The 21,571-nt window shown below is 47.7% G+C and carries 20 protein-coding genes; 15 read left to right on the top strand and 5 right to left on the bottom strand.

Annotated elements, in window-relative coordinates; all coding sequences use genetic code 11:
* The first annotated feature begins 14 nt into the window (after positions 1-14).
* The 6 genes from gmd (at position 15) to BM099_RS20590 (ending at position 6,703) form a co-directional block, all read left to right on the top strand.
* Positions 15-1,136 (top strand): GDP-mannose 4,6-dehydratase, encoded by a 1,122-nt coding sequence (gene gmd, locus BM099_RS18655; protein WP_090730523.1) that lies wholly within the window; start codon positions 15-17, stop codon positions 1,134-1,136.
* Positions 1,137-1,196: 60 nt separating this feature from the next.
* Positions 1,197-2,159 (top strand): GDP-L-fucose synthase, encoded by a 963-nt coding sequence (gene fcl / locus BM099_RS18650; protein WP_090730521.1) that lies wholly within the window; start codon positions 1,197-1,199, stop codon positions 2,157-2,159.
* Positions 2,152-2,637, top strand: coding sequence for a GDP-mannose mannosyl hydrolase (locus BM099_RS18645; RefSeq protein WP_244889959.1), 486 nt, complete (start codon positions 2,152-2,154; stop codon positions 2,635-2,637). Before fcl ends, BM099_RS18645 begins: the two co-directional genes overlap by 8 nt.
* A 16-nt stretch (positions 2,638-2,653) precedes the next feature.
* Complete coding sequence (locus BM099_RS18640; protein ID WP_090730517.1) at positions 2,654-4,087, top strand: mannose-1-phosphate guanylyltransferase/mannose-6-phosphate isomerase; 1,434 nt, start codon at positions 2,654-2,656, stop codon at positions 4,085-4,087.
* A gap of 130 nt (positions 4,088-4,217) precedes the next feature.
* Positions 4,218-5,231: a UDP-glucose 4-epimerase GalE gene (gene galE, locus BM099_RS18635; RefSeq protein WP_090730515.1), complete on the top strand. Its 1,014-nt coding sequence runs from the start codon at positions 4,218-4,220 to the stop codon at positions 5,229-5,231.
* Between the two features lie 776 nt (positions 5,232-6,007).
* On the top strand, positions 6,008-6,703 hold the full coding sequence (locus BM099_RS20590; protein ID WP_090730513.1) for a PEP-CTERM sorting domain-containing protein: 696 nt from the start codon (positions 6,008-6,010) through the stop codon (positions 6,701-6,703).
* A 441-nt stretch (positions 6,704-7,144) separates the two neighbouring features.
* Here BM099_RS20590 and BM099_RS20745 read toward each other — a convergent pair whose 3' ends face one another.
* On the bottom strand, positions 7,145-7,345 hold the full coding sequence (locus tag BM099_RS20745; RefSeq protein ID WP_232348819.1) for a hypothetical protein: 201 nt from the start codon (positions 7,343-7,345) through the stop codon (positions 7,145-7,147).
* Between the two features lie 116 nt (positions 7,346-7,461).
* On the opposite strand from BM099_RS20745, the gene BM099_RS18620 reads away from it, so the two are divergent.
* The gene (locus BM099_RS18620) at positions 7,462-8,856 is read left to right on the top strand and encodes an MBL fold metallo-hydrolase (protein WP_090730511.1); all 1,395 of its coding nucleotides are present in this window, start codon (positions 7,462-7,464) and stop codon (positions 8,854-8,856) included.
* Complete coding sequence (locus tag BM099_RS18615; protein WP_090730509.1) at positions 8,849-9,241, top strand: VanZ family protein; 393 nt, start codon at positions 8,849-8,851, stop codon at positions 9,239-9,241. Before BM099_RS18620 ends, BM099_RS18615 begins: the two co-directional genes overlap by 8 nt.
* On the opposite strand, the gene BM099_RS18610 is transcribed toward BM099_RS18615, so the two are convergent.
* From BM099_RS18610 to galU, 3 genes are all read right to left on the bottom strand, one after another.
* Entirely contained in the window at positions 9,216-10,514 is a 1,299-nt protein-coding gene (locus tag BM099_RS18610) for a nucleotide sugar dehydrogenase (protein ID WP_090730507.1), read from the bottom strand. The two genes, BM099_RS18615 and BM099_RS18610, sit on opposite strands and share 26 nt — an antisense overlap.
* Positions 10,511-12,208 (bottom strand): glucose-6-phosphate isomerase, encoded by a 1,698-nt coding sequence (gene pgi, locus BM099_RS18605; protein WP_090730504.1) that lies wholly within the window; start codon positions 12,206-12,208, stop codon positions 10,511-10,513. The genes BM099_RS18610 and pgi overlap by 4 nt, the downstream gene beginning before the upstream one ends.
* Positions 12,209-12,283: 75 nt before the next feature.
* Positions 12,284-13,165: a UTP--glucose-1-phosphate uridylyltransferase GalU gene (galU, locus tag BM099_RS18600; RefSeq protein WP_090730502.1), complete on the bottom strand. Its 882-nt coding sequence runs from the start codon at positions 13,163-13,165 to the stop codon at positions 12,284-12,286.
* Between the two features lie 289 nt (positions 13,166-13,454).
* Here galU and BM099_RS18595 point away from each other — a divergent pair, with 289 nt between their 5' ends.
* The 5 genes from BM099_RS18595 to BM099_RS18575 all read left to right on the top strand — a co-directional run bounded on the left by BM099_RS18595 (position 13,455) and on the right by BM099_RS18575 (position 19,046).
* Positions 13,455-14,651 (top strand): outer membrane beta-barrel protein, encoded by a 1,197-nt coding sequence (locus tag BM099_RS18595; RefSeq protein WP_090730500.1) that lies wholly within the window; start codon positions 13,455-13,457, stop codon positions 14,649-14,651.
* Between the two features lie 107 nt (positions 14,652-14,758).
* On the top strand, positions 14,759-15,325 hold the full coding sequence (locus tag BM099_RS18590; RefSeq protein ID WP_090730498.1) for a polysaccharide biosynthesis/export family protein: 567 nt from the start codon (positions 14,759-14,761) through the stop codon (positions 15,323-15,325).
* 106 nt (positions 15,326-15,431) lie between these two features.
* Complete coding sequence (locus tag BM099_RS18585) at positions 15,432-17,642, top strand: GumC family protein (RefSeq protein ID WP_090730496.1); 2,211 nt, start codon at positions 15,432-15,434, stop codon at positions 17,640-17,642.
* Positions 17,639-18,382, top strand: a complete 744-nt coding sequence (locus BM099_RS18580) for a tyrosine-protein phosphatase (protein WP_090730494.1) — start codon at positions 17,639-17,641, stop codon at positions 18,380-18,382. Before BM099_RS18585 ends, BM099_RS18580 begins: the two co-directional genes overlap by 4 nt.
* Positions 18,375-19,046: a hypothetical protein gene (locus BM099_RS18575; RefSeq protein WP_143083804.1), complete on the top strand. Its 672-nt coding sequence runs from the start codon at positions 18,375-18,377 to the stop codon at positions 19,044-19,046. Before BM099_RS18580 ends, BM099_RS18575 begins: the two co-directional genes overlap by 8 nt.
* A 274-nt stretch (positions 19,047-19,320) precedes the next feature.
* Here BM099_RS18575 and BM099_RS18570 read toward each other — a convergent pair whose 3' ends face one another.
* Complete coding sequence (locus BM099_RS18570; protein ID WP_090730490.1) at positions 19,321-20,094, bottom strand: PEP-CTERM sorting domain-containing protein; 774 nt, start codon at positions 20,092-20,094, stop codon at positions 19,321-19,323.
* A 346-nt stretch (positions 20,095-20,440) separates the two neighbouring features.
* Between BM099_RS18570 and BM099_RS18565 the strand changes: the two genes are divergently transcribed.
* Together BM099_RS18565 and BM099_RS18560 are read left to right on the top strand one after the other, a co-directional pair.
* A complete protein-coding gene (locus BM099_RS18565; RefSeq protein ID WP_232348821.1) occupies positions 20,441-21,046 on the top strand; it encodes a TMEM165/GDT1 family protein in 606 nt (201 codons plus the stop codon).
* 88 nt (positions 21,047-21,134) lie between these two features.
* Positions 21,135-21,503, top strand: a complete 369-nt coding sequence (locus BM099_RS18560) for a transposase (RefSeq protein WP_090730488.1) — start codon at positions 21,135-21,137, stop codon at positions 21,501-21,503.
* The last annotated feature ends 68 nt before the right edge of the window (positions 21,504-21,571 follow it).

Below are 21,571 nucleotides of genomic sequence, written 5' to 3'. Positions count from 1 at the left end.
ATAAGGATTTTATAATGAGTAAAGTTGCATTAATTACCGGTGTTACAGGACAAGACGGTTCTTATCTCGCGGAGTTTTTATTAGAGAAAGGCTATGAGGTCCATGGCATTAAGCGCCGGGCGTCTTCATTTAATACTCAGCGTGTCGATCATATTTACCAAGACCCGCATAATGAGAATGTTAATTTTCACCTGCACTATGGTGATCTGTCGGATACGTCCAACCTAACACGCATTATTCAGCAGGTGCAGCCAGATGAGATTTATAACCTGGGCGCTCAGTCGCATGTAGCCGTGTCATTTGAGTCTCCTGAATACACCGCTGATGTCGATGCCATTGGTACGTTGCGTTTGTTAGAAGCGATTCGTTTTTTGGGGCTGGAAAAGAAAACTCGTTTTTATCAGGCGTCAACATCTGAATTGTTCGGTGAGGTACAAGAGACTCCTCAGCGTGAAACCACGCCGTTTTACCCACGCTCGCCTTATGCGGCCGCTAAAATGTACGCATATTGGATCACGGTTAACTATCGTGAATCTTACGATATGTATGCGTGTAACGGTATTCTGTTTAATCATGAATCACCACGTCGTGGTGAAACCTTCGTCACCCGCAAAATTACCCGTGCTATCAGCAATATTGCACAAGGACTAGAGAAGTGTTTGTACCTCGGCAATATGGATGCACTGCGTGACTGGGGCCATGCAAAAGATTACGTGCGTATGCAATGGATGATGTTGCAGCAAGATAAGCCAGAAGATTTTGTCATTGCCACCGGTAAGCAAATCTCAGTACGTGAGTTTGTGCGTATGTCGGCTCAGGAAGCCGGTATCGAACTGGTATTTGAAGGTAAAGGGCTAGAAGAAGTCGCGGTTGTTAAATCTGTTAGCGGCGATGATGCACCGTTTGTTAAAGCGGGAGATGTGATTGTACGGGTAGATCCTAAATATTTCCGACCTGCCGAAGTAGAAACCTTGCTGGGCGATCCAACTAAAGCGAAAGAAAAACTAGGTTGGACTCCGGAAATTACCGTTGAAGAGATGTGCGCAGAGATGGTACAGAATGACTTAACCAATGCGAAGCAGCATGCATTGCTCAAGAAGCACGGTTTTGATGTCAACGTGGCGCTTGAAGGTTAAGTATTTAAAGGAAACAGGACACATCACAGTAGACAGGACTAAGGAAACAGGAAAGTACTCATGACTACCCGTATATTTGTTGCCGGTCATAAAGGGATGGTAGGGTCTGCGATTGTTCGTCAATTGCAGGCGTTGCATAATTGTGAAGTGATCGTAAGAGATCGTGCTGAGTTGGATTTACTCAATCAGGCGCAGGTGGCTGCCTTCTTTGCAGAGCAAAATATTGATCAGGTCTACTTAGCGGCGGCTAAAGTGGGAGGTATAGTGGCTAATAATACCTACCCTGCTGAGTTTATTTATCAGAACCTGACGATCCAGAACAATATTATTCATTCGGCTTATCATGCGGGTATTACCCAGTTGCTCTTTTTAGGGTCGTCGTGTATTTATCCTAAATTGGCTGAACAACCGATGCAAGAAAGTGCATTGCTCACCGGTACGCTTGAGCCAACCAATGAGCCCTACGCGATTGCTAAAATTGCCGGTATTAAGATGTGTGAATCTTATAACCGTCAATACGGCGTCGATTATCGCAGTGTGATGCCGACTAACCTATATGGCGAAAATGATAACTTCCATCCTGAAAATTCACACGTTATCCCTGCGTTGATGCGCCGCTTCCATGAAGCCAAGTTGGCAAATACCCCGGAAGTGGTCGTGTGGGGTACAGGCACGCCCATGCGGGAGTTCCTGTATGTGGATGATATGGCGGCGGCGTCTATCTACGTAATGAATGTTGATCAATCCATTTATCAAAACAATACCGAACCGATGTTATCGCATCTTAATGTGGGTACCGGTGTGGACTGTACGATCCGTGAAATGGCGTTGACTATGGCTGCTGTAGTGGGGTATCAGGGTAATGTCGCATTTGATGCAACTAAGCCTGATGGTGCACCGCGTAAATTGATGGATGTAAGCAAGCTTAAGAGTTTGGGCTGGACTTATAACATTGATTTAAAAGAGGGTTTAGAGGCCACCTATCAGTGGTTTTTACAGCACCAGGATGACTTTCGTGCCTGAGCCTGCAAACACTTTTCTTTCGGATGAGCAGTTTCGCACAGTAGTCGATTTAACGCCGCTGATTTCACTTGATCTGATTGTCAAAAATCAGCAAGGTGAAATCTTGTTGGGGATGCGCAATAACCGCCCTGCGCAAGGCTTTTGGTTTGTGCCGGGTGGACGGGTTCTGAAAGATGAAACGCTTGCCGCAGCTTTTTTGCGCTTAACTCAGGCCGAGTTAGGCATAGCAATTGAGATGCAGCAGGCGCGTCACATGGGTTTGTATGAGCATTTTTATCCGGATAGTATTTTTGGTGACAAGATCACAACGCATTATGTGGTGAATGCTTTTGAATTAGTGCTGGATACGCCTTTAGCGGCGCTGCCCGAACATCTGCCAAAGTTACAGCATAGTGATTATGCCTGGTGGTTAGTATCCGATCTATTAGCCGCAGATGTGGTGCATATGCATACGAAATGGTATGTAAAAACGAAGTAAATAATAGGATGTTTTTATGATTCCCGTGGTTCTATCTGGCGGCTCTGGTACACGCTTATGGCCGATGTCTCGTACGCAATACCCAAAGCAGTTTTTGCCATTAATCTCTGGTAAAACCATGTTGCAGGAAACCGTGGCTCGCTTAGGTGATGTCAAAACGGTTAATGTGATTTGTAATGAAGAGCACCGCTTTTTGGCGGCTGAGCAGATGCGCCAAATGAATCAGCCTTGTTCTATTTTCCTTGAACCTGTTGGCCGTAATACAGCCCCTGCGATTGCATTGGCTGCCTTGGATGCGGTGGCTAAAGGGCGTGGCACTGAGGCGTTGTTAGTCTTGGCGGCTGATCATGTAATCGAAAACGAACAAGCCTTTCGCGATGCTGTAGCAGTGGCTGCTCCTTTGGCTGAATCTGGCCGCTTTGTCACCTTTGGTATCGTGCCTACCTGCGCCGAAACCGGTTATGGCTATATTAAGCGTGGCGACAATGTTACTGATGGAAGCTATCCAGTCGCGGCTTTTGTTGAAAAACCCAATGCTGCAACTGCACAGGATTATGTTGCCTCCGGTGAGTATTACTGGAACAGTGGTATGTTTATGTTCCGCGCAGATCGCTATTTAGAGGAATTGGGTAAGTTTCGCCCTGATATTCTGAGCGCTTGTGAAGCGGCTATGCAAACCACGGCAGCTGATTTTGATTTTATCCGTGTAGATACAGAGGCGTTTAAAGCCTGCCCGGATGAATCAGTCGATTATGCCGTGATGGAGCCGTTAAGTAGTGCCGGTGGCGCTGGTATAGGTGACGCTTCAGTTGTAGTAGTTCCACTAGATGCTGGTTGGAGCGATGTGGGTAGTTGGTCAGCACTCTGGGATATTAAACAGAAAGATGAACAAGGTAATGTACTGACCGGTGATGTGATTGCCCACGATACACGTAATTCGCTGGTGATGTCGGATGATCGCTTAATTACCACCCTGGGTGTGGATAATTTGATTATTGTCGATACCAAAGATGCGTTAATGGTTGCGCATAAAGATAAAATTCAGGATGTAAAAGCGATTGTTGCCGAGATTAAAGCCTCTGAGCGCACCGAGCATTTTCAGCATCGAGAGGTCTATCGTCCGTGGGGTAAGTACGATTCGATTGATAATGGCGAGCGATATCAGGTTAAACGCATCACCGTTAAGCCCGGCGCTAAGCTATCCGTACAGATGCATCATCACCGTGCAGAGCATTGGATTGTGGTCTCGGGTACGGCGAAGGTAACGATTAACGAAACCGAAAGCTTTATTACCGAGAACCAGTCGGTTTATATCCCGATTACGGCGGTGCATGCGTTAGAAAATCCTGGAAAAGTTAATTTGGAACTGATAGAAGTACAGTCCGGTGCTTATCTGGGTGAAGATGATATCGTCCGTTTTGAAGATCGTTATGGGCGGGTAAAAGCTTAAGAGGCGGTTGCTGAAGAATATATAAAAAAGCATAACGAACCCCGCAATGTCGGGGTTTTTTGTGGAACTCTATCTTAACCAAAGCATAATGACATTCGCTAAATAAATAATGACAGTTCGGGAGAAGAACATGGCGGTTCTGGTCACAGGTGGTGCAGGTTATATCGGTAGCCATACGGATGTATTGTTGTTGCAAGCAGGCTTTGATGTGGTGGTGGTGGATAACCTTTGTAACAGCCATCCTGAAGTGTTTAACCGCATTGAGACGATCACCGGTAAACGCCCTGTGTTTATTGAGGGAGATATCCTTGATAGCGCAGTGCTGAAGCAGGTGTTTAGCGATTATTCTATTGATGCGGTGATTCATTTTGCCGGGCTTAAAGCCGTGGGTGAATCGGTAGCTAAGCCTGTGATGTATTACCAGAACAATGTGGCGGGCTCGATTAACCTGTTTGATGTAATGGCCAAACACGGCTGTAAGCGTATTGTGTTTAGCTCTTCTGCGACTGTGTATGGCGACCCGGCTAGTGTGCCTATTAGGGAAGATTTTCCGTTATCGGCGACCAATCCTTATGGCCAGTCTAAGTTGATGATCGAGAATATTTTGCGCGATATTGCGCTGGCCGATCCTGAGTGGCAGATCTCAATCTTACGTTATTTTAATCCGGTAGGCGCACATGAAAGTGGTTTGATTGGTGAAGACCCCAACGGTATCCCGAATAATTTAATGCCCTTTGTTGCACAGGTGGCGATTGGCCGGCTGGATAAGCTGAATGTGTTCGGTGGCGATTACCCAACTATTGATGGCACGGGCGTACGTGATTATATCCATGTGGTGGATCTGGCTGCTGGGCATTTGAAAGCATTGGATGCGCTTTCTGCTACTCATGGCTGCCAGGCGTATAACCTGGGTACGGGTAACGGTTACTCCGTATTAGAAGTGGTTAATGCGTTTGCGCAGGCGAGTGGCCGTGATGTGCCGTATCAGATAAGTGAGCGACGTGCCGGTGATATTGCTGCCTGTTATGCCGATCCTGCACATAGCGCCGAAGCGCTGGGCTGGTCAGCAGAGTTTGATTTGGAGCGTATGGTCACTGATCATTGGCGCTGGCAGTCGACTAACCCTGACGGTTATAGTGAGTGATAACTGATAGTTGATTAATATGACTCTATAATTAGGGTCATTGTAAAAACTACCGTTGCGTCTTTTTAGGCTTGGGGCCTCTTTTCAAGGGCGCGACGTGTCTACCAGATAATGACTTTATTTCTGCCATAAAGCGGCCATGACCCAACGCTGGTCCTCTGTTGGATGCGACGCTTATCTGAGTAAGAAAATTTAACAAAGTTCGATAGAAACTCTCTGTCTAGGCTAGTAACAATACTCGTTAAAACAGCTTTGGGGAACAATCATGACCAGTGTATATGAAAGTATTGCTCAAGGGCTAAAAGAAGCAAAAAAACATCAATGATGGAAAAAAGTAGCAACTAAAGTGCATAGGGCTGCGGAGGTTGATGTAGCAGAGATAAATCGTAATCTAGGGCTACATAAAAAACGTTTATTCTGTAAATACAATTAAAGCAGGTTAGCAAGCCAGAAAAGCGTCAAATACTTATGTTAACAACGCTGTACAAGAAGCACACATAAAAAGTCTTTCTATGCTCAACCGCTAAGCTGACTCTCTTTAAATATCTGGTGATACGCTGGCTAATGGTGTGAACCAATTTGCAGTTTTACTTTGATTGAGGAATTGAAGGTCGGCTTGAATGCGTCAGGTTTTTTTACACTTGCTCAATTTTTTTTGAGTAGAAAATACCTACCCCTTGAAATATAAGGGGGTTTGCTATGATGGCATTATTATTGCTTTAAATAATAATTAAATTCTATTTCATGTGGTTACTAGAAGTAAAGGAATCAAACCAATGAGAAATTTAAAGAAAATCTTAACTGGATTGGTGCTGACGCTCTCGGTCTGCAACGCCTACGCGGTGCCGATTATTGCATCTACTGATCCGATTTTTGGTGGCCAAAGTGACGGCACAAACTTCGTGATTGGAACTTCTGGCACTGATGCTTCAGTAAACAATTGGCCGGGTGGTGAGAGTCCGGATCACTTAATTGACGGCGTCGGACAAAAATACCTCAACTTTTCAAAAACAAATGCTGGTGTCATCATTAGTCCTGATTTCGGTAGTTCGATTGTCGATAGTATCCAGTTCTGGGTTGCTAATGACGCAGTGGAGCGTGACCCCGCCTCGTTTGAGTTATATGGCATCAACTTACTGATCGATAGTGCAAGCCCCGACGAAACTTTCGATCTTTCACTTTTCGACATCATCAGTGCTGGCGCGCTCTCCCTGCCTTCTTCGCGTAACGCTGGCGGCAGCAGTGCTCTAGTTGACGGGAATTCACAGACTATCTCATTTACTAATTCTGTGGCCTACACCAGTTACCTTTTGTTGTTCCCTACGGTTAAAAACGAGCTTGCCGCAAATAGCATGCAGCTTGCGGAAGTACAGCTATTCGGCAATGCAGCTACTGTCCCTGAACCCGCTTCATTGGCTCTTTTTGGACTTGTTCTTGCTGGAATTGGTTGGTCAAAACGCAAGAAAGCGTAGACGATAACTTTGATGAACAGCTCGCTTTGATATTTCCTGAGCTTGCTGCTTGTTCAAATGATAAAGTCGTCATGATATTGTGGTCAGGGTAAAAACTACTGTTGCGCCTTTTTAGGCTTGGGGCCTCTTTTTAAGGGCGCGACGCATCTACCAGATAATGACTCTATTTCTGCCTTAAAGCGGTCATTTCCCAACGCCAGCCCTTTGTTGGATGCATCGCTTATCTGAGTAAGCATATTGCTCTCAAGCGGCCCGATAAAAAGAGCCCTATAAGCTTGAGAGGACTCAATGGTTTACCAAGCGCTTGATAAACCTGATGAGGCGTCCACATCTTTATCGGCTTGCCCTGGCCGTTAGCCTGATAGCTCGACCACGAATAGTCATTGGGTGTCTCAACTATTCCTGCGCGGTCTGGGTTCAATTCGATATAACGCTGGCGCATCAATAGATAATCCTCTGCCTCAGCCACACAGGATTTAAAACGTCCTTCCCATAGAGTACCTGTACGTTGATAGGATTATTCAGCAAGTGCACATAGGCCGTATAATCTTCGTTCGAGGCAAAACAAGCCTGGCGGTTAGTCCTGCGTTGAATAATATGCTGTGGAATGTCAGGTAGACACAAACGAGGTAGGCGAGCCATTGATCATCCTTGATAATGGTTGCTTTAAATCGTATCGTCGACTATTCATCGCTAACCGTCAAATCTTTTTGTGGGTTTTTACACTGACCCTAAATAGATAAAAACAAGGAGGTTATATGGTTTCAATTACACATCATGGGGCGGTACAAGGTGTTACCGGTTCGTGTCATCAGATGACATTGGCCAGTGGCGAAGCGTTATTGGTCGATTGCGGCATGTTTCAGGGGGCAGAATCGGTAGGCAGGGAATTAGGCGAAAGGCAAATAGATTTTCCGCTGGACGATATCAAAGCCCTGGTGGTGACTCACTGCCATATTGATCACGTTGGACGTATTCCGTTTTTGCTGGCGGCCGGGTTTGATGGGCCTATTTATGCGACAGAAGCGACGGCGCGTTTGTTGCCGCTGGTCATCGAGGATGCCATCAAAGTGGGCGTGTCGCGGGATAAAAACCTGATCACAAAAGTATTGCAGCGCTTGCAGCAGTTATTAAGGCCTATCCCTTATGATGCGTGGTTTAGCGTCGAGGGTTTGCCGCAAACCCGTGGGCGCTTTCGGGTAGCCGGGCATATTATGGGCTCGGCGTATGTCGAGTTTGATGCGCAGGGCGAGCGGGTATTGTTTTCTGGTGATTTGGGTGCACCTTATGCGCCGTTATTGCCGGCACCTAAGCCGCCTTATAAAGCTGATGTGGTGGTCATTGAAAGCACCTATGGGGATAAACTGCATGAAGGCCGGCGTACCCGTCGTAAGCTGTTGAAATCTATCATTGAGCGTTGTTTAAAAGATCGCGGCACGGTACTGATTCCGGCGTTCAGTATTGGCCGTACTCAGGAGTTGCTGTACGAGATCGAAGAGATTATTCATCGGGCTGCGCGTAAAAACCAGAAAAATGATCTTTCTAGGAAGGGCAGCCCATGGGAAACGATTGATGTGATTGTCGATTCTCCGTTAGCGGCTAAATTTACCCAGCATTATCGGGATCTGCGTCATTTGTGGGATGCCGAAGCACGTAAAAAACTGGCGTCTGGTCGCCATCCGCTCTCTTTTGAGCAGCTAATTACCATCGAAAGCCATGGCGATCACCTAAAGCTGGTTCAGCATCTTAAATCCAGCGGTCGGCCATCCATCGTGATTGCGGCCAGTGGTATGTGCGCCGGAGGGCGTATAATGAACTACCTCAAAGCGCTATTGCCGGACTCACGTACTGAGGTGCTGTTTGTTGGGTATCAGGCGCAGGGGACGCCGGGGCGAGATATCCAGACCTACGGCCCGCGTGGTGGTTATGTGTTTTTGGATAATGAGCGGATTGATATTCGTGCCGGTGTGTTTACTATCAGCGGTTATTCGGCGCATGCTGACCAGGCGAATTTGGTAAACTTTATTAAACGTATCTACCGTAAACCGAAAGAGATTAGAGTGGTGCATGGCGATGACGAGGCGAAGGAGGCATTGGTGAAAAAGTTACAATCGGTTGTGCCTGACGCACACGTCTGGATACCGAATGGTTAAGACTGGGTCTAAAGTTTGGCTTAATGCCAGCGCTAAAACCGGATTACGTTGGGGTGTATTTCTTTTGTGTGTTGCTGGTGTGGCGTACGGTATTTTCAGGCCGACGCCACCGCCACAATTATTCCACCACTCCGACAAAGTCGGCCATGCGCTGGCCTTTCTGGGGTTATCATTAACTGCGTGGTGGGCCTTGCGACATGTGCGCTGGTTCTATTTCTGGCCTGTGCTGTTTGGCTTGGCGCCCTTGTTGGAATACTTGCAGGGGGAGTTTCGCCCGTTGCGCGTGTATAGCATGGAGGATAGCTACGCCAACCTAGTCGGCGTCGCTATCGCGTTGCTGTGTGTGAGCTTTTTCCGCTTTATCGCCCAATGCCGTAATAGGTAAAGCCGATGCTTTGCGCCAGCTCTTTGCTTAACAGGTTGCGCCCGTCGATGATAAGGGGGGCTTGCATACGTTCTAGCATCTGTTCGTAGTCTGGCGATGCGTATTCTGGCCACTCGGTCAGCAGTAGCAGGGCGTTTGACTGGTTAAGTGCTTCATACTTGTCGCGGTAGGTGTGTACTTGTGGATGCCCGCCGTAGAGTTTTTCGATATTTTCCAGCGCTTCCGGGTCGTGTATGTGGATGTTGGCTTGTTGGGCAAGCAAGGCATTGATGATTTTTAGGCTGGGTGCGCTGTCCAGTGCGGCAGAGCCGGGCTTAAAGGATACGCCCCACAGGGTAATATTCAGTTTGTGAATATCACACTCATAATGCCGCCATAGCTTACGAAACGGTTGCTCTTTCTGTTTCTCGTTTTCTTGTAGTACGGTATCCAGCAGATGTGATTGGCGCTTTTCCGTTAACAGATTGGCCAGCCCTTTGGTGGTTTGCGAGAAAGTATTACCGCCAAAGCCACATCCGGGTGCCAGGTAGTGATGCCCGATACGCGGGTCGGCCCCAAGGCTCTGCTTGATGACGTCGATATCAACATCCAGCTGTTCTGCCAGGTTGGCGAGCTCATTGATATAGCCTATGCGCAGCGCCAGCATGCCGGTGATGGATAGCTTAGCAAACTCGGCTTCTTTGGGTGTCATCACCAGTAGTTGTTCCAACTGGCTGCTGAAAGGTCGTAGCAATGCGCGAGTCATCATGCTGGCCCATTGGTTGGTGCTGCCAAAGGTGAGTGATTTAGGCTGGCGGATGTTTTTCAGGGCTTCGCCTTCTGAGATGTTCTCGGCCAGATAAACCACGACCTGGTCTTTGTCGATATCCAGTAGTGCTTGTAGCTTGTCGGTAGAGCCTACACCGAAATGGCTCTGGTTAATGATCAGCAGCTTATCTGGCTGTTGATCTGCAGAAAGGGGCTTACCAGAACGGACCCGGGCTATGCCGCTGACAAGCTGGTGGGCTTGATCAAAAGCCGCCGGGTTCATGCTGATGATATGTGTCGAGAGCAATGAAGCGGAGCCGCTGTGGATAAACTGCAGATTTTGTTTTTCGAACTGCTGGTTGATCAGGTCTTGAAGCCCTGGCTCATTGCGGATGCTGCTGCCCATGAGTGTAACGGGGTCGGTGATCTGTGTGTCGTTAACGAGAAAGATATCATTGCCGGATTGCGCGAGTAAAGCGGCGGTTGCCCAGGCGGTGAGTTCGTGGCCCCAGATGGCGATTTTCATAACGATGATCCCTTTTCTTTGGCCTGTGTCTGATCTTGCTTAGCCAGCTCTTGTTTCTGAAGAATGGCGCTGAGAAGGCCTTCTGTTGAGCTGTCGAACGGCCGCTCTTTTACGGTGGTGGGTTGCTCTTTTAACAGAGGTTTGAGAAGATCAGTCGCCATTTTTTTGCCCAGTTCGACGCCCCATTGGTCAAACGGGTTGATGTCCCAGATCACCGATTGGACAAACACTTTATGCTCGTATAAGGCGATTAGCTGGCCAAAGGAGTAGGGGGTTAGTTCATCGATCAGTACGGTAGTGCTGGGTTGGTTGCCGCGATAGCGTTTATGGATCGGTGCAGCATCGTTGCCGGCAATGGCGGCATCGCCCAAGGCTAGTAAGCGTGACTGGGCCAGGCAGTTTGCCAGCGACAGCTGGTGCTGCTGCTGTAACTCGCTGTTGTCTAATTCTTCATAGCGCCTGGCAGGCGCGATAAAATCACACATCACTGATTCGGTGCCTTGGTGCAGTAGCTGGTAAAAAGCGTGCTGCGCGTTAGGGCCTATCTCGCCCCAGAGGATCGGGCAGGTGTGGTAATCAATAGTTTTTCCCTGGCGGCTCACGCTTTTGCCGTTGCTCTCCATCTCCAGCTGTTCGAGATAGGCGGGTAGATGGCTTAAACGGCCATCGTAGGGCAGAATCGCGTGTGCATGGATATCTAAGAAGTTGATGTTCCAGACGCCGATCATGCCCAGCTGTACGGGTAGGTTTTCTTCAAAGGGAGCCGTCTTGAAGTGTTCGTCCATGGCGTGTGCGCCACTGAGCATGGCTTTAAAGCCTGGCATGCCAATGCGTAACGCAATCGGTAGGCCAATGGCAGACCACATGGAATAGCGCCCGCCGGTCCAATCCCAAAAGTTGAGTTGGCTGTTTTCCGGAATGCCCCATTGGTTCATCTTTTCCTGGCTGGCCGATACGCCGATAAAGTGGCGGCGGTTGAGTAGTTCTGTTTTTACATCGCTGGCTGACTTGAGCCATTGGCGTGCCGTATTGGCGTTGGACAGCGTATCGATGGTGGTGAACGATTTGGAGGAAATGATAAATAACGTGGTTTGCGGTGACAGCTGGTCGAGCAAATCGGCGATCTGGCTGCCGTCCATAGAAGACACAAAATGCACTTTCAGCTGGTGGCCTGCCGGTGGCTGTGCATCGGTGAGTGCTTTGCAGGCCATTAGTGGGCCAAGATCTGAGCCGCCAACACCAATATTGACGATGGTGTCGATGGGAAGGCCTGAGTATCCACGCCATTGCCCGGCGTGGATGCGCTCTACCATGCTGCCCATGTGTGTCAAATTGACGTGAACATCTTCTGCAATGTTGTGTTCATCCAGCAGTAATTCACTGTTCGCCGGCAGACGCAGTGCCGTGTGCAGGGCCGGTCGGTTTTCGGAGGTGTTGATGGTATCACCCGAGAATAACCGCGCTTTCCAGTCATCGAGCTGGCAATCTGTCGCCAGTGCTTTTAATAATGACAGCGTGGTTTGCGTAATGCGCTGTTTGGAAAAGTCGAGCAGCAGGTGTTGATGGCTGACGCTGAGCGTATCGAATCGGCTTGTTGATTCAGTGCCCAAAAATAGATCGCGCAGGTGCGTTTGCTTCATTGTCGCTGCGTGATCGTCGAGAGCCTTCCAGGCCGGTGTATCGTGTACGCTCAAGGTTCCATCTCCTCTGAATAAATATTAGCCAGTTAACTGCTTGCTGTCTGCTTGTTGTCTAAGTGTTAACTGCACTTATAAAGAGTTAAGAAACGCTTTGAACTCTTCAGCGGTTTCTTCATGATGCATACCAAATACAACATTAGCCTGCAGGTAACCGAGTTTGTTACCGCAATCGTAGGTTTTGCCGCGCATGCTGTAGGCGTTTACCGGCGCTTCGCTAATCAGTTGGTCGAGGGCGTCGGTGAGTTGGATCTCGCCGCCGGCACCGGGTTTGGTGTCCTTGAGCAGTTCCATGACACGGGCCGGTAGGATGTAGCGACCGACAATCGCTTGATTGGAAGGTGCTTGTGCCTGTGGTGGTTTTTCTACCATGCCAACGATGGGTTGGCTTTGCCCAGGGCTAAGCGGTTTTCCGGCGCAATCCACCACACCATAACGCTCAACATGTTGCATAGGTACCGCCTCTACCATGATCTGAGCTGCGCCGCTTTTGTGATAGTCAGCGACCATGTCGGTCAGGTCAGATTGGCCTGCGATTGAGCTGTGGATCAGCATATCGGGTAGCATCACCGCAAAATCATCATTGCCGACGACGGGCGCCGCACATAAAACCGCATGGCCCAGCCCGAGTGGTTGATTTTGGCGCAATGCACAAATGCTAACATCAGCAGGTAAAATGTCGCGCACGGCTTTTAATAATGTCTCTTTTCCTTTACGCGCGAGTTCGGCTTCAAGTTCGTAGTGCTTGTCAAAATGGTCTTCTATAGATGCTTTGCCATTACGTGTTACCAGAATAATCTCTTTAAAGCCTGCTTTTATCGCTTCTTCAACTACGTGTTGAATCACTGGTTTGTCGACCACGGTCAGCATTTCCTTTGGAATTGACTTGCTGGCTGGCAGAACACGGGTACCTAACCCCGCGACGGGTATGACAATTTTAGTAAGTGCAGACATCCATTTGCTTCCTATCTTGTAATGAAGAGCGTAAAGAGTTCATGTGTAGAGGTCTTGGATAAAAGAGCCCTAGTTCTGGTTTCAATCTGATTTCAAAATGACGCGCATTTTAGCATGCATTAGGCGACAAAAAACCTTTTCGTTAGGTGCAGTTGTTGGGCGGTGCTTGTTGGTTAATTCTTGGACTATTAATTTTCCCGTTAAACGGATAAAATCTAAACAATTTTGCATTGCAATAATCTGCAATTAATGTAGTTATGGCATCTAATGGATTCTAGGGGGGTTCTTCATGGAGCTTAAGCATGCTCGTTGTGGCGTTTTTGCGTCGTTAGTTCTTTCGTCAACGTTTGTTAATGCAATCGAACCTGCGTCTGTTTCGTTGGGGCCGGTGTCGATGGAGCCTACACTTACGGTGAGGACAGGTCACAGTGATAATATTTTTTTTACTGCTGAGAATCAGAAAAGCTCAGCAGTAACGGTGATTAATCCGGTTGTGCAGTTTATTGCTGAGGATGGAGCGAATGCCTATAAATTGACCGCTGACCTGCGTCGTGGCGTTTACCATAGTAGTAAAGATGATAACTATACTGATCTGCAGTTGTTTGGAGATGCGAATATCATTTTTGATGTGCGTAAAAAGCTCGACTTGCTGGCTGCATATCTTAAAGCGCACGAAGCGCGTGGTACGGGGACTATCACTGAGGGTCCAAATGCCACTATCAATGATGCGCCTATTAAATATAATCAAAAAATAGTAGGTGCTACTTATACCTACGGGGTAGATGAGGCTCAGGGGCGGATTGTTGGTAAGCTTTCTTATACGGTGCGTGATTACACTAATTTTCGCAGTCTGACAGAGCCCCGTGACTACGATATCTTAAGCACCGGCGTTACCTTTTACTATCGTGTGATGCCAAAAACTTCCTTGCTGTTTGAAGTGCGCCGCGATGACATCAATTATCAAAACGATGTAACCGCCGCATCAAGTCTGGATAGCACCGAATGGAAGTACCTGGTAGGTGCTACCTGGGATGCTACTGCTAAAACCACGGGTGTGGTCAAAGCCGGATATACGAAGAAAAACTTCTCTGCTGACGCTAGAGATGATACTGGCGAGTTTAGCTGGGAAGCGGAGGTTAGCTGGGCACCACGTACCTATTCTACGTTTGTGTTGCGCACCGGTCAGGAGCTGGAAGAGTCTAATGGCAATGATGACTATATTGATACGCGTTTCATGAGTATTAACTGGGATCATTCCTGGAATGATCAACTCGACACGGCCTTGGCTTATGCTTTTACTAATGGATCGTATGACCTGACCAATCGTGAAGATGATACTAATAGCGTTACGGCAGGTGTTTCTTATGATCTGCGTCGTTGGATGACCTTGGGGCTTGATGTCTACCATACGGAACGGTCGTCAAATCAGGCAGAGTATGAATACGATGATAATGGTGTATATCTGTCGCTTCAGGGTTCGCTCTGAGTTTATGTCTTATCAGTAGTTCTTGCGGTTTTGTTGCTAGTAATAATGCTGGTGCTTCGGATTAATGTGGCTCTAATGTTACTGTTAGCGTAGAGGTTTTGTTAAAAATGTTATATCGGTTTTGTGTTTTCGTGTTTTTGCTTACGGTCAGCCAATTATCTTTTTCTGCTGGTGCTTCTAATAATAGCCCTGCCGTGGCCGGTGATGGTTTTTCTGATTATCGTCTGGGGGCGGGTGATTTACTCGGTATCCAGGTTTTCGGTGAGGATGATTTGAGCGTTGAAGTCAGGATGAGTGATGCCGGCACCATTTCCTACCCTTTTTTGGGTGAGTTGCGGGTTCAGGGGATGACTATTGGTGCATTGAGCGAGCTGATCACGAACCAGTTATTGGATGGTTATTTAGTCAACCCTAGCGTCAATATCACGGTACTGGAATATCGTGAATTTTATATTGATGGTGCCGTGAAAAAACCCGGAGCTTATCCCTATCAGCCAGGCCTGACATTACAGAGGGCTGTGTCGCTGGCCGGTGGTTTTACTGAGCGTGCGTCTTCTAGCAAGTTTTATATCTCTCATGAAGGTAGCACGAGCAATAATAAAAGTGTGAGGGCTAAGTTGGGTTCGCCGGTTGCCCCGGGTGATGTTATCAACATCGAAGAAAGCTTTTTTTAGCTAGTCATTTTGCTAGTTGCTTGGTTAGTCATTTTGCTAGTGGCAATGCGCTAATCACATAGAGCTAACGTAGACAGAATTAATATAGAGAGAATTAAAACAGAACATGGATATTCACAAAGAGCAGGGAACGGTTGATCGCCTGCCACAAGAAGATGTGATCGATTTGCGCCAGTATTTGCAAACCATAATGCGCCATAAGTGGGGCATTATCGGCTTTGCCTTTATTGTGACCTTATTAACCGCGCTGGTGGTTTCTTCAATCACACCTATCTATCGTGCCACCGCTACGCTGCTGATTGAGTCGCAGCAGGCTAATATTGTCTCTATCGAAGAAGTTTATGGGCTGGATGGTGGTAAATCAGAGTATTTCGAAACACAATTTGGGATCCTGAAATCTCGTAGTCTGGCTGAAAAAGTCGTGACAAAGTTGGATCTGGTTAATCATCCTGTTTTTAATCAGCCGAAAAAATCATTGTTGCCGTTTGAAGTTAAGTGGCGTGAATGGCTGCCGTTTGAATTACCCGTTGCCGAAGCGCAGGTAGAAACCGAAGCCGCTAAGTTCCGTAGTATCGTCGATCAGTTTATGGCAGGGTTGACTATTTCTCCGCTGAGAAAAACTCAGTTGGTGAATATTACCTATGAGTCTTCCGATGCTGAGCTAGCCACGTTGATCGCTAACACCTTGGGTGAGAGTTATATCGAGAGTAATCTGGATGCCAAGTTACAGCTGACCTTGAAAGCCTCATCCTGGTTGAGTGGGCAGTTGGAAGGCCTGCGTACCGAGCTGACCAAGGCTGAGCAGCGTTTGCAGGAATATCGCGAGAAAGAGCAGATTGTTGGTGAAAGAGGCGGCTTGAATATTGCCGGGCAAGAGCTTGAACTGGTGGCCGGTAAGCTGGTTGATGCCCGCCGTGATCGTCTGGAGGCAGAAAGTCTGTATCAGCAAGTGCGCGCCATTGGTAAGAATAACCCGTCGCGTTTGGAGTTAGTGCCTACGGTATTGCAGCATCCGCTGGTGCAGCGCATGAAAGAGTCGTATGCACGGGTTGAGCTGAAGCGTTCTGAGTTGGCTAAGCGTTATGGCGCGAAACATCCTACCATGCAAGCGGTTAATTCTGAGCTGGCCAATGCGCGATTCGCTTTGAATAATCAAATTTTGTCTGTTGTCAATGGTATAGAAACAAACTACAAAGTGGCTGTGGCTAATGAGAACTCTTTAAAATCTGCATTGGAAGGTACGAAAGGCAATATTCAGAGCCTGAGCCGTAAAGAATATAAGTTAAGTGAGTATGAGCTGGATGTTGAAACTAAGCGTGCGGTTTTTAATACTTTCCTGACGCGCTTTAACGAGACAACGGCTACCGGCGACCTGAGAACCGCGAATGCGCGCGTATCAGATCCGGCAGTTGTGCCGCTGTATCCGGCCAAGCCTAAGAAGAAGCTGTTAGTCGTCCTGGCGTTTGTTGCTAGTATGATGTTTGGTGTGATGATTGCGTTTGTCTTGCAGGCATTAAATAACACGATTAAAACCGCATCAGAAGTTGAAACTAAATTGGGTATGGCGATGCTGGGTTTGCTGCCGTTGCTGCCCAGGAATCGGAAAAAGCCTCATCAGAGCTATGCTATGTTTATGGAGGATCCGCAGTCGAGTTATGCTGAGTCGTTGCGCACTATCCGTACCGGTTTGATTTTGTCGGCATTGGATAATCCGCATAAAGTGGTGTCTGTGACCTCCACTTTGCCGGGTGAAGGTAAAACTTCTTTGGCGCTGGGTTTGGCGTTCGCCACAGGTCAGATGGAAAAAGTGTTGCTGATCGATGCGGATCTGCGTCGTCCTTCTGTGGCAAAAGCATTAGGACTTGATCGGGCAGCACCTGGGTTGTCGAGTTTGGTGGCCGGTGCGGCGGCTATTGATGAATGTATTCAGCATTACGAGGCGGGTAATATTGATGTGATGCCTGCGGGGATTATTCCACCTAACCCGTCTGAGTTGCTCTCTTCTAAGCGTTTTGCGGATGTGTTAACTCAGCTTGAGAGTCGCTATGATCGCATCATTATTGATACGGCACCGTCGCAATCCGTGAGTGACGCGCTGGTGTTAGCGCCGCTGGTGGGTGCAATGATCTACGTTGTTAAGTCAGATTCAACCTCTTATCAACATGCGAAAAATGGCTTGAAGCGTTTGCGGGAAGCACATGCGCCTGTGATTGGTGTGGTGCTGAATCAGGTGGATGTTAAAAAAGGGGCTAAATACTACGGCGAGGATTATGCCGGTTATTATGATGTCTACGGTTATAGCAGCGAAAAAGCGTGATTGATCTGCATTGTCATCTGTTACCGGGTGTTGATGATGGTGCAGTTGATCTGTCGGAGGCGCTTAGTTTAGCGCGACTGGCTGTTGCTGATGGGATTCTCCATGCGGTGTTGACGCCGCATGTGCATCCGGGACGATATGATAATTCCATTGCGGGTTTGCAGCCGCACTTTATCGCATTTAAAAAGGCGTTGGCCGAGGCCGAGATTGCATTGGCTGTTTCATTGGCGGGCGAGGTGCGTTTAAGCCCCGAAGTGTTGCAGCTTGTCGCCGCTGATGAGCTGCCTTTTATCGGCATCTGGAATGGTTATAACGTGGTGTTGTTAGAGTTGCCGCATAGCCATATTCCGCCGGGTAGTGACAAGTTAGTTAAATGGTTGTTAGCGCGTAATATTCTGCCGATGATTGCTCACCCTGAGCGTAATAAAGATATTATTCACAATCCTGATAAGATCCTGCCTTTTGTTGATCTGGGCTGTTTATTCCAGATTACTGCTATGTCGGTGACCGGTGAGTTTGGTATGCCGGCGCATCAGCGTGCACATGAAATCCTTGAAAATAATTGGGCGACAGTGATCGCTACCGATGGGCATAACCTGCAGCATCGCCCCCCTCTTTTGTCTAAAGCGCGTCATGTAATCGAGCAGATGTATGGCGCAGCGCGTGCTGAACTGCTGTTTGATAAAAATCCGCAGACGATTCTTTCTGGTAAAGATGCTGCTGGACAGAACGTTGAGTAACGCACTCCCACGTATGGCGGCGATGCTTGTTATCCTGCTGGCTATTCCGTTGATTTATCAATCTTTTCGCTGGGCCGCAGCGGATATGAATGCGTATCCGGTCCGTTATGCGATTGAGCGTTGGCAGTCTTCGGATGAGGCGGTTACGTTAGCAGCGCTGGATAAGGTGACGGATAATATCGATACGTCGCTGGACTGGAGCGCGGATAATGCCGAATATTATGAGCTAAAAGCCCGTTTGTTGTTATATCGGGCGCTGCTTTCGAGAGAAGAGCCCGCTGATTTTGAAAGCAATATTCGGCAGGCGCTGAGCTTGCATGAGTCTGCTATTGGGCACCGTCCTCATTGGCCGTATAGTTGGGCCAATAAAAGCCTGATGAAGGCGTATTTAGGCGAGTTTGACCAGGAATTTTCAACCGCAGTAGCGCAAGCCGCTAAGTTCGGGCCTTGGGAGTTAAGTGCTAATCTGACTGTACTTGAAGCCGGGCTGATAGGCTGGAGGCAGCTGCAGCCTGAGTTGCAAATACAGGTTCTTGCTGCGGCCGAACGAGCTACAGATCATCGTTTTCGGGCGGTGCGTACATTACTAGATCGTTACAGGTTGCGTTACCCCATGTGTTCTCAAATGACACGCAGTCCTCAGCGGAAGAAACTCTGCCAATAATATTATTGGATGTTAATCCAGTCAGTCCCCAGTTGTAGGCTGCTAATAGCGATTAAAGTCTATACGTTTCGCTAAGTCAGAGAAAGGTTATTAGTGCGGGGCTGTTTGGCATGACTTTGCTGGTTTTCTTTTTAGTGGTAATTCGCATTTCCACTTTGATACTTAGGTAGCATCTAGGAAAGGGGCGGCCTTTTTCTTAGTGTTAACCTCGAGGAGATATTCACTATATACAAAAAGCCCCGCCAATAGGCGGGGCTTTTGTTAGCAGAAATTGCTAAGCTTTCTTTCTTCGCGCAAATGTAAGCCCAGCCAAGCCCAAGCTAAAAAGTGCTATGGTGCCAGGTTCGGGTACATTGTTACCAACATTTCCCGATATATCTGAAGCCACGATCAGAAGATTATCAAAGGATGCATAACCACCAGACAGAAGATCGATACCTAGAATCACATTCCCATTAGTGTTACCAGTTGCATCGAGCGGCAACACGAAATTTGTCCAGTCGAACACACTTGGTGCGGATGCGGTAGCGGTCGCTTCGAGAAAACTTAGGGCAGTGGGGGTGCTTACGCCAGCAACACCAGTAGGGTTGTCATATAGGGTGAATCGAAATGTAGGTGTTGCACCTTGAGGTACGAAGGGTCCTGCGAAGGCGCTGAGGTCTATACTGGATAAATCGACACTAATATTGAGAAAATCGTTGGTGCCGACATCGAAGGAGAGGCCGAGCTTGTCGTCCTGTCGATTTGAAAGCATGCCTATTGCATAGTTACCTCCGGTGCCTGTGGGGTCAGAATAACCAGTTCCGAACGCCGACGTTCCGGTGATCAGAAGCGTTTCCACCGTAAAAGTCTGGGCAAAAGAGAACCCCGGTGGTTGATTACCGTATAAAGTGTTCACATTGTTATAAACATTGACATCAGCGCCATCATTGTTAAAGCCTGTAGGGTTTTCGAAATCCTGATCATAGAGAACAGCTGAGTGTGCTGCGGGGATATAGAGCACTATCGAGGTCATGAAAATTAGTAAGTGGCGGAATAAAGTCTGCATGGCGTGGTGTCTCCAATCGAAGAATTATTTGTATTTTAAAATACAGCAATAAACGCGCCATAAATAAAAAAAACAATATTATCATGGGGATAGTAAAAAAATTCTTACAGTAATAATAGAAGGTGTAAAAAAAACTGACAAAGAATGGTTAGCGCGTGATTCCGGTGATTCCGTGATTCCGGGGACAGGTGATTCCGGGGACAGTTTACTTAATTCCCGGTAAATCGTCAGATGATTTTTGAATAAACTAGAGCAGCAGACAAAGCGTATTTTACGTAAAGGCAAAAAACCGGACCAAAAAGTAAGATGGATTAAGTAAACTGTCCCCGTAATATTCTGACCATTATTGACTACAGGCCAATCTCTGTTGGATGTGATAACCCCTTTTTTTCAAACCTTATTTTTGGTTTTCCTGGCTGAGTTTGGCGATAAAAGCCAGCTAGTCGCCATGACTCTGAGTGCCCGGTACCGGCCGTGGCCGGTTATTATTGGGGCAGTGGCTGCATTTTCAGTGCTTAACCTGTTGGGTGTGCTTTTTGGAGGCGTGATATCGCAATGGATCCCTGGATGGATCGTCGCGGTGGTGGTGGCTGTTCTGTTTTTTGTTTTTGGCTTTCAGTCGCTACGCTTCGATGCAGAAGCCGAGAGTGATGACAACGTTAAAGTCGGTAAGCAGTTGTTGGTGTCGGTCTTCCTGCTGATCTTTGTTGCGGAGTTTGGTGATAAAACTCAGTTGGCTGTTGCGGCGCTGGCGAGTGTTAATAACATCTGGCTGGTCTGGAGTGGCGCTACGTTGGCGTTGTCACTCACTACGCTGCTTGGCGTGATTGTTGGTCAGGCGTTATTCCAGCGGGTACCGATCAGCTGGATTCATCGGGGTAGCGGGGTGCTCTTTATCGCATTCGGCTGCGTAGCGTTATATGAGTTGATTCATCAGTTTATGTTAATTTAGTTATTCCGGGGACAGTTTACTTAATTCATCAGTTCTGTTGCGATAAGCTATACTCGATAAGGATGTATCGAATGCAAGGAGCAAAACTATGGCCAGGATGGCTCGAGTGGTTATTCCAAACTACCCCCACCATATTACCCAGCGTGGCAACCGCCGCCAGGAAACCTTTTTTATAGGTGATGATTATCAGGCTTACATTTCACTGCTGAGTAATGCTAAAAAGCAGGCAGGCATAGATGTATGGGCTTATTGCCTGATGCCAAATCACGTACATCTGGTGGTGGTTCCCGAACATGAAGATAGCCTGGCGGTTTTCTTTCGTGCAGCTCATCGACAATACACACGGCGCATTAATGTTAGGGAAGGTTGGCGCGGTCATCTTTGGCAGGAACGATTCCATTCCTTTGTGATGGATGAAACCTATCTGTTGGGTAAGCGTCCGGTAAACCCATCTTGAGCCTGGTGCGGCAGGCGTCATGATAGTGTCCACTTATTCGTTAGTGGACACTATAAATGAACAACGTA

Source organism: Neptunomonas qingdaonensis (assembly GCF_900113275.1).
GTDB classification, from domain to species: domain Bacteria; phylum Pseudomonadota; class Gammaproteobacteria; order Pseudomonadales; family Balneatricaceae; genus Neptunomonas; species Neptunomonas qingdaonensis.
Note: the sequence above shows the minus strand (reverse complement) of the source record. Positions and strands in the feature narration are given on the sequence as shown.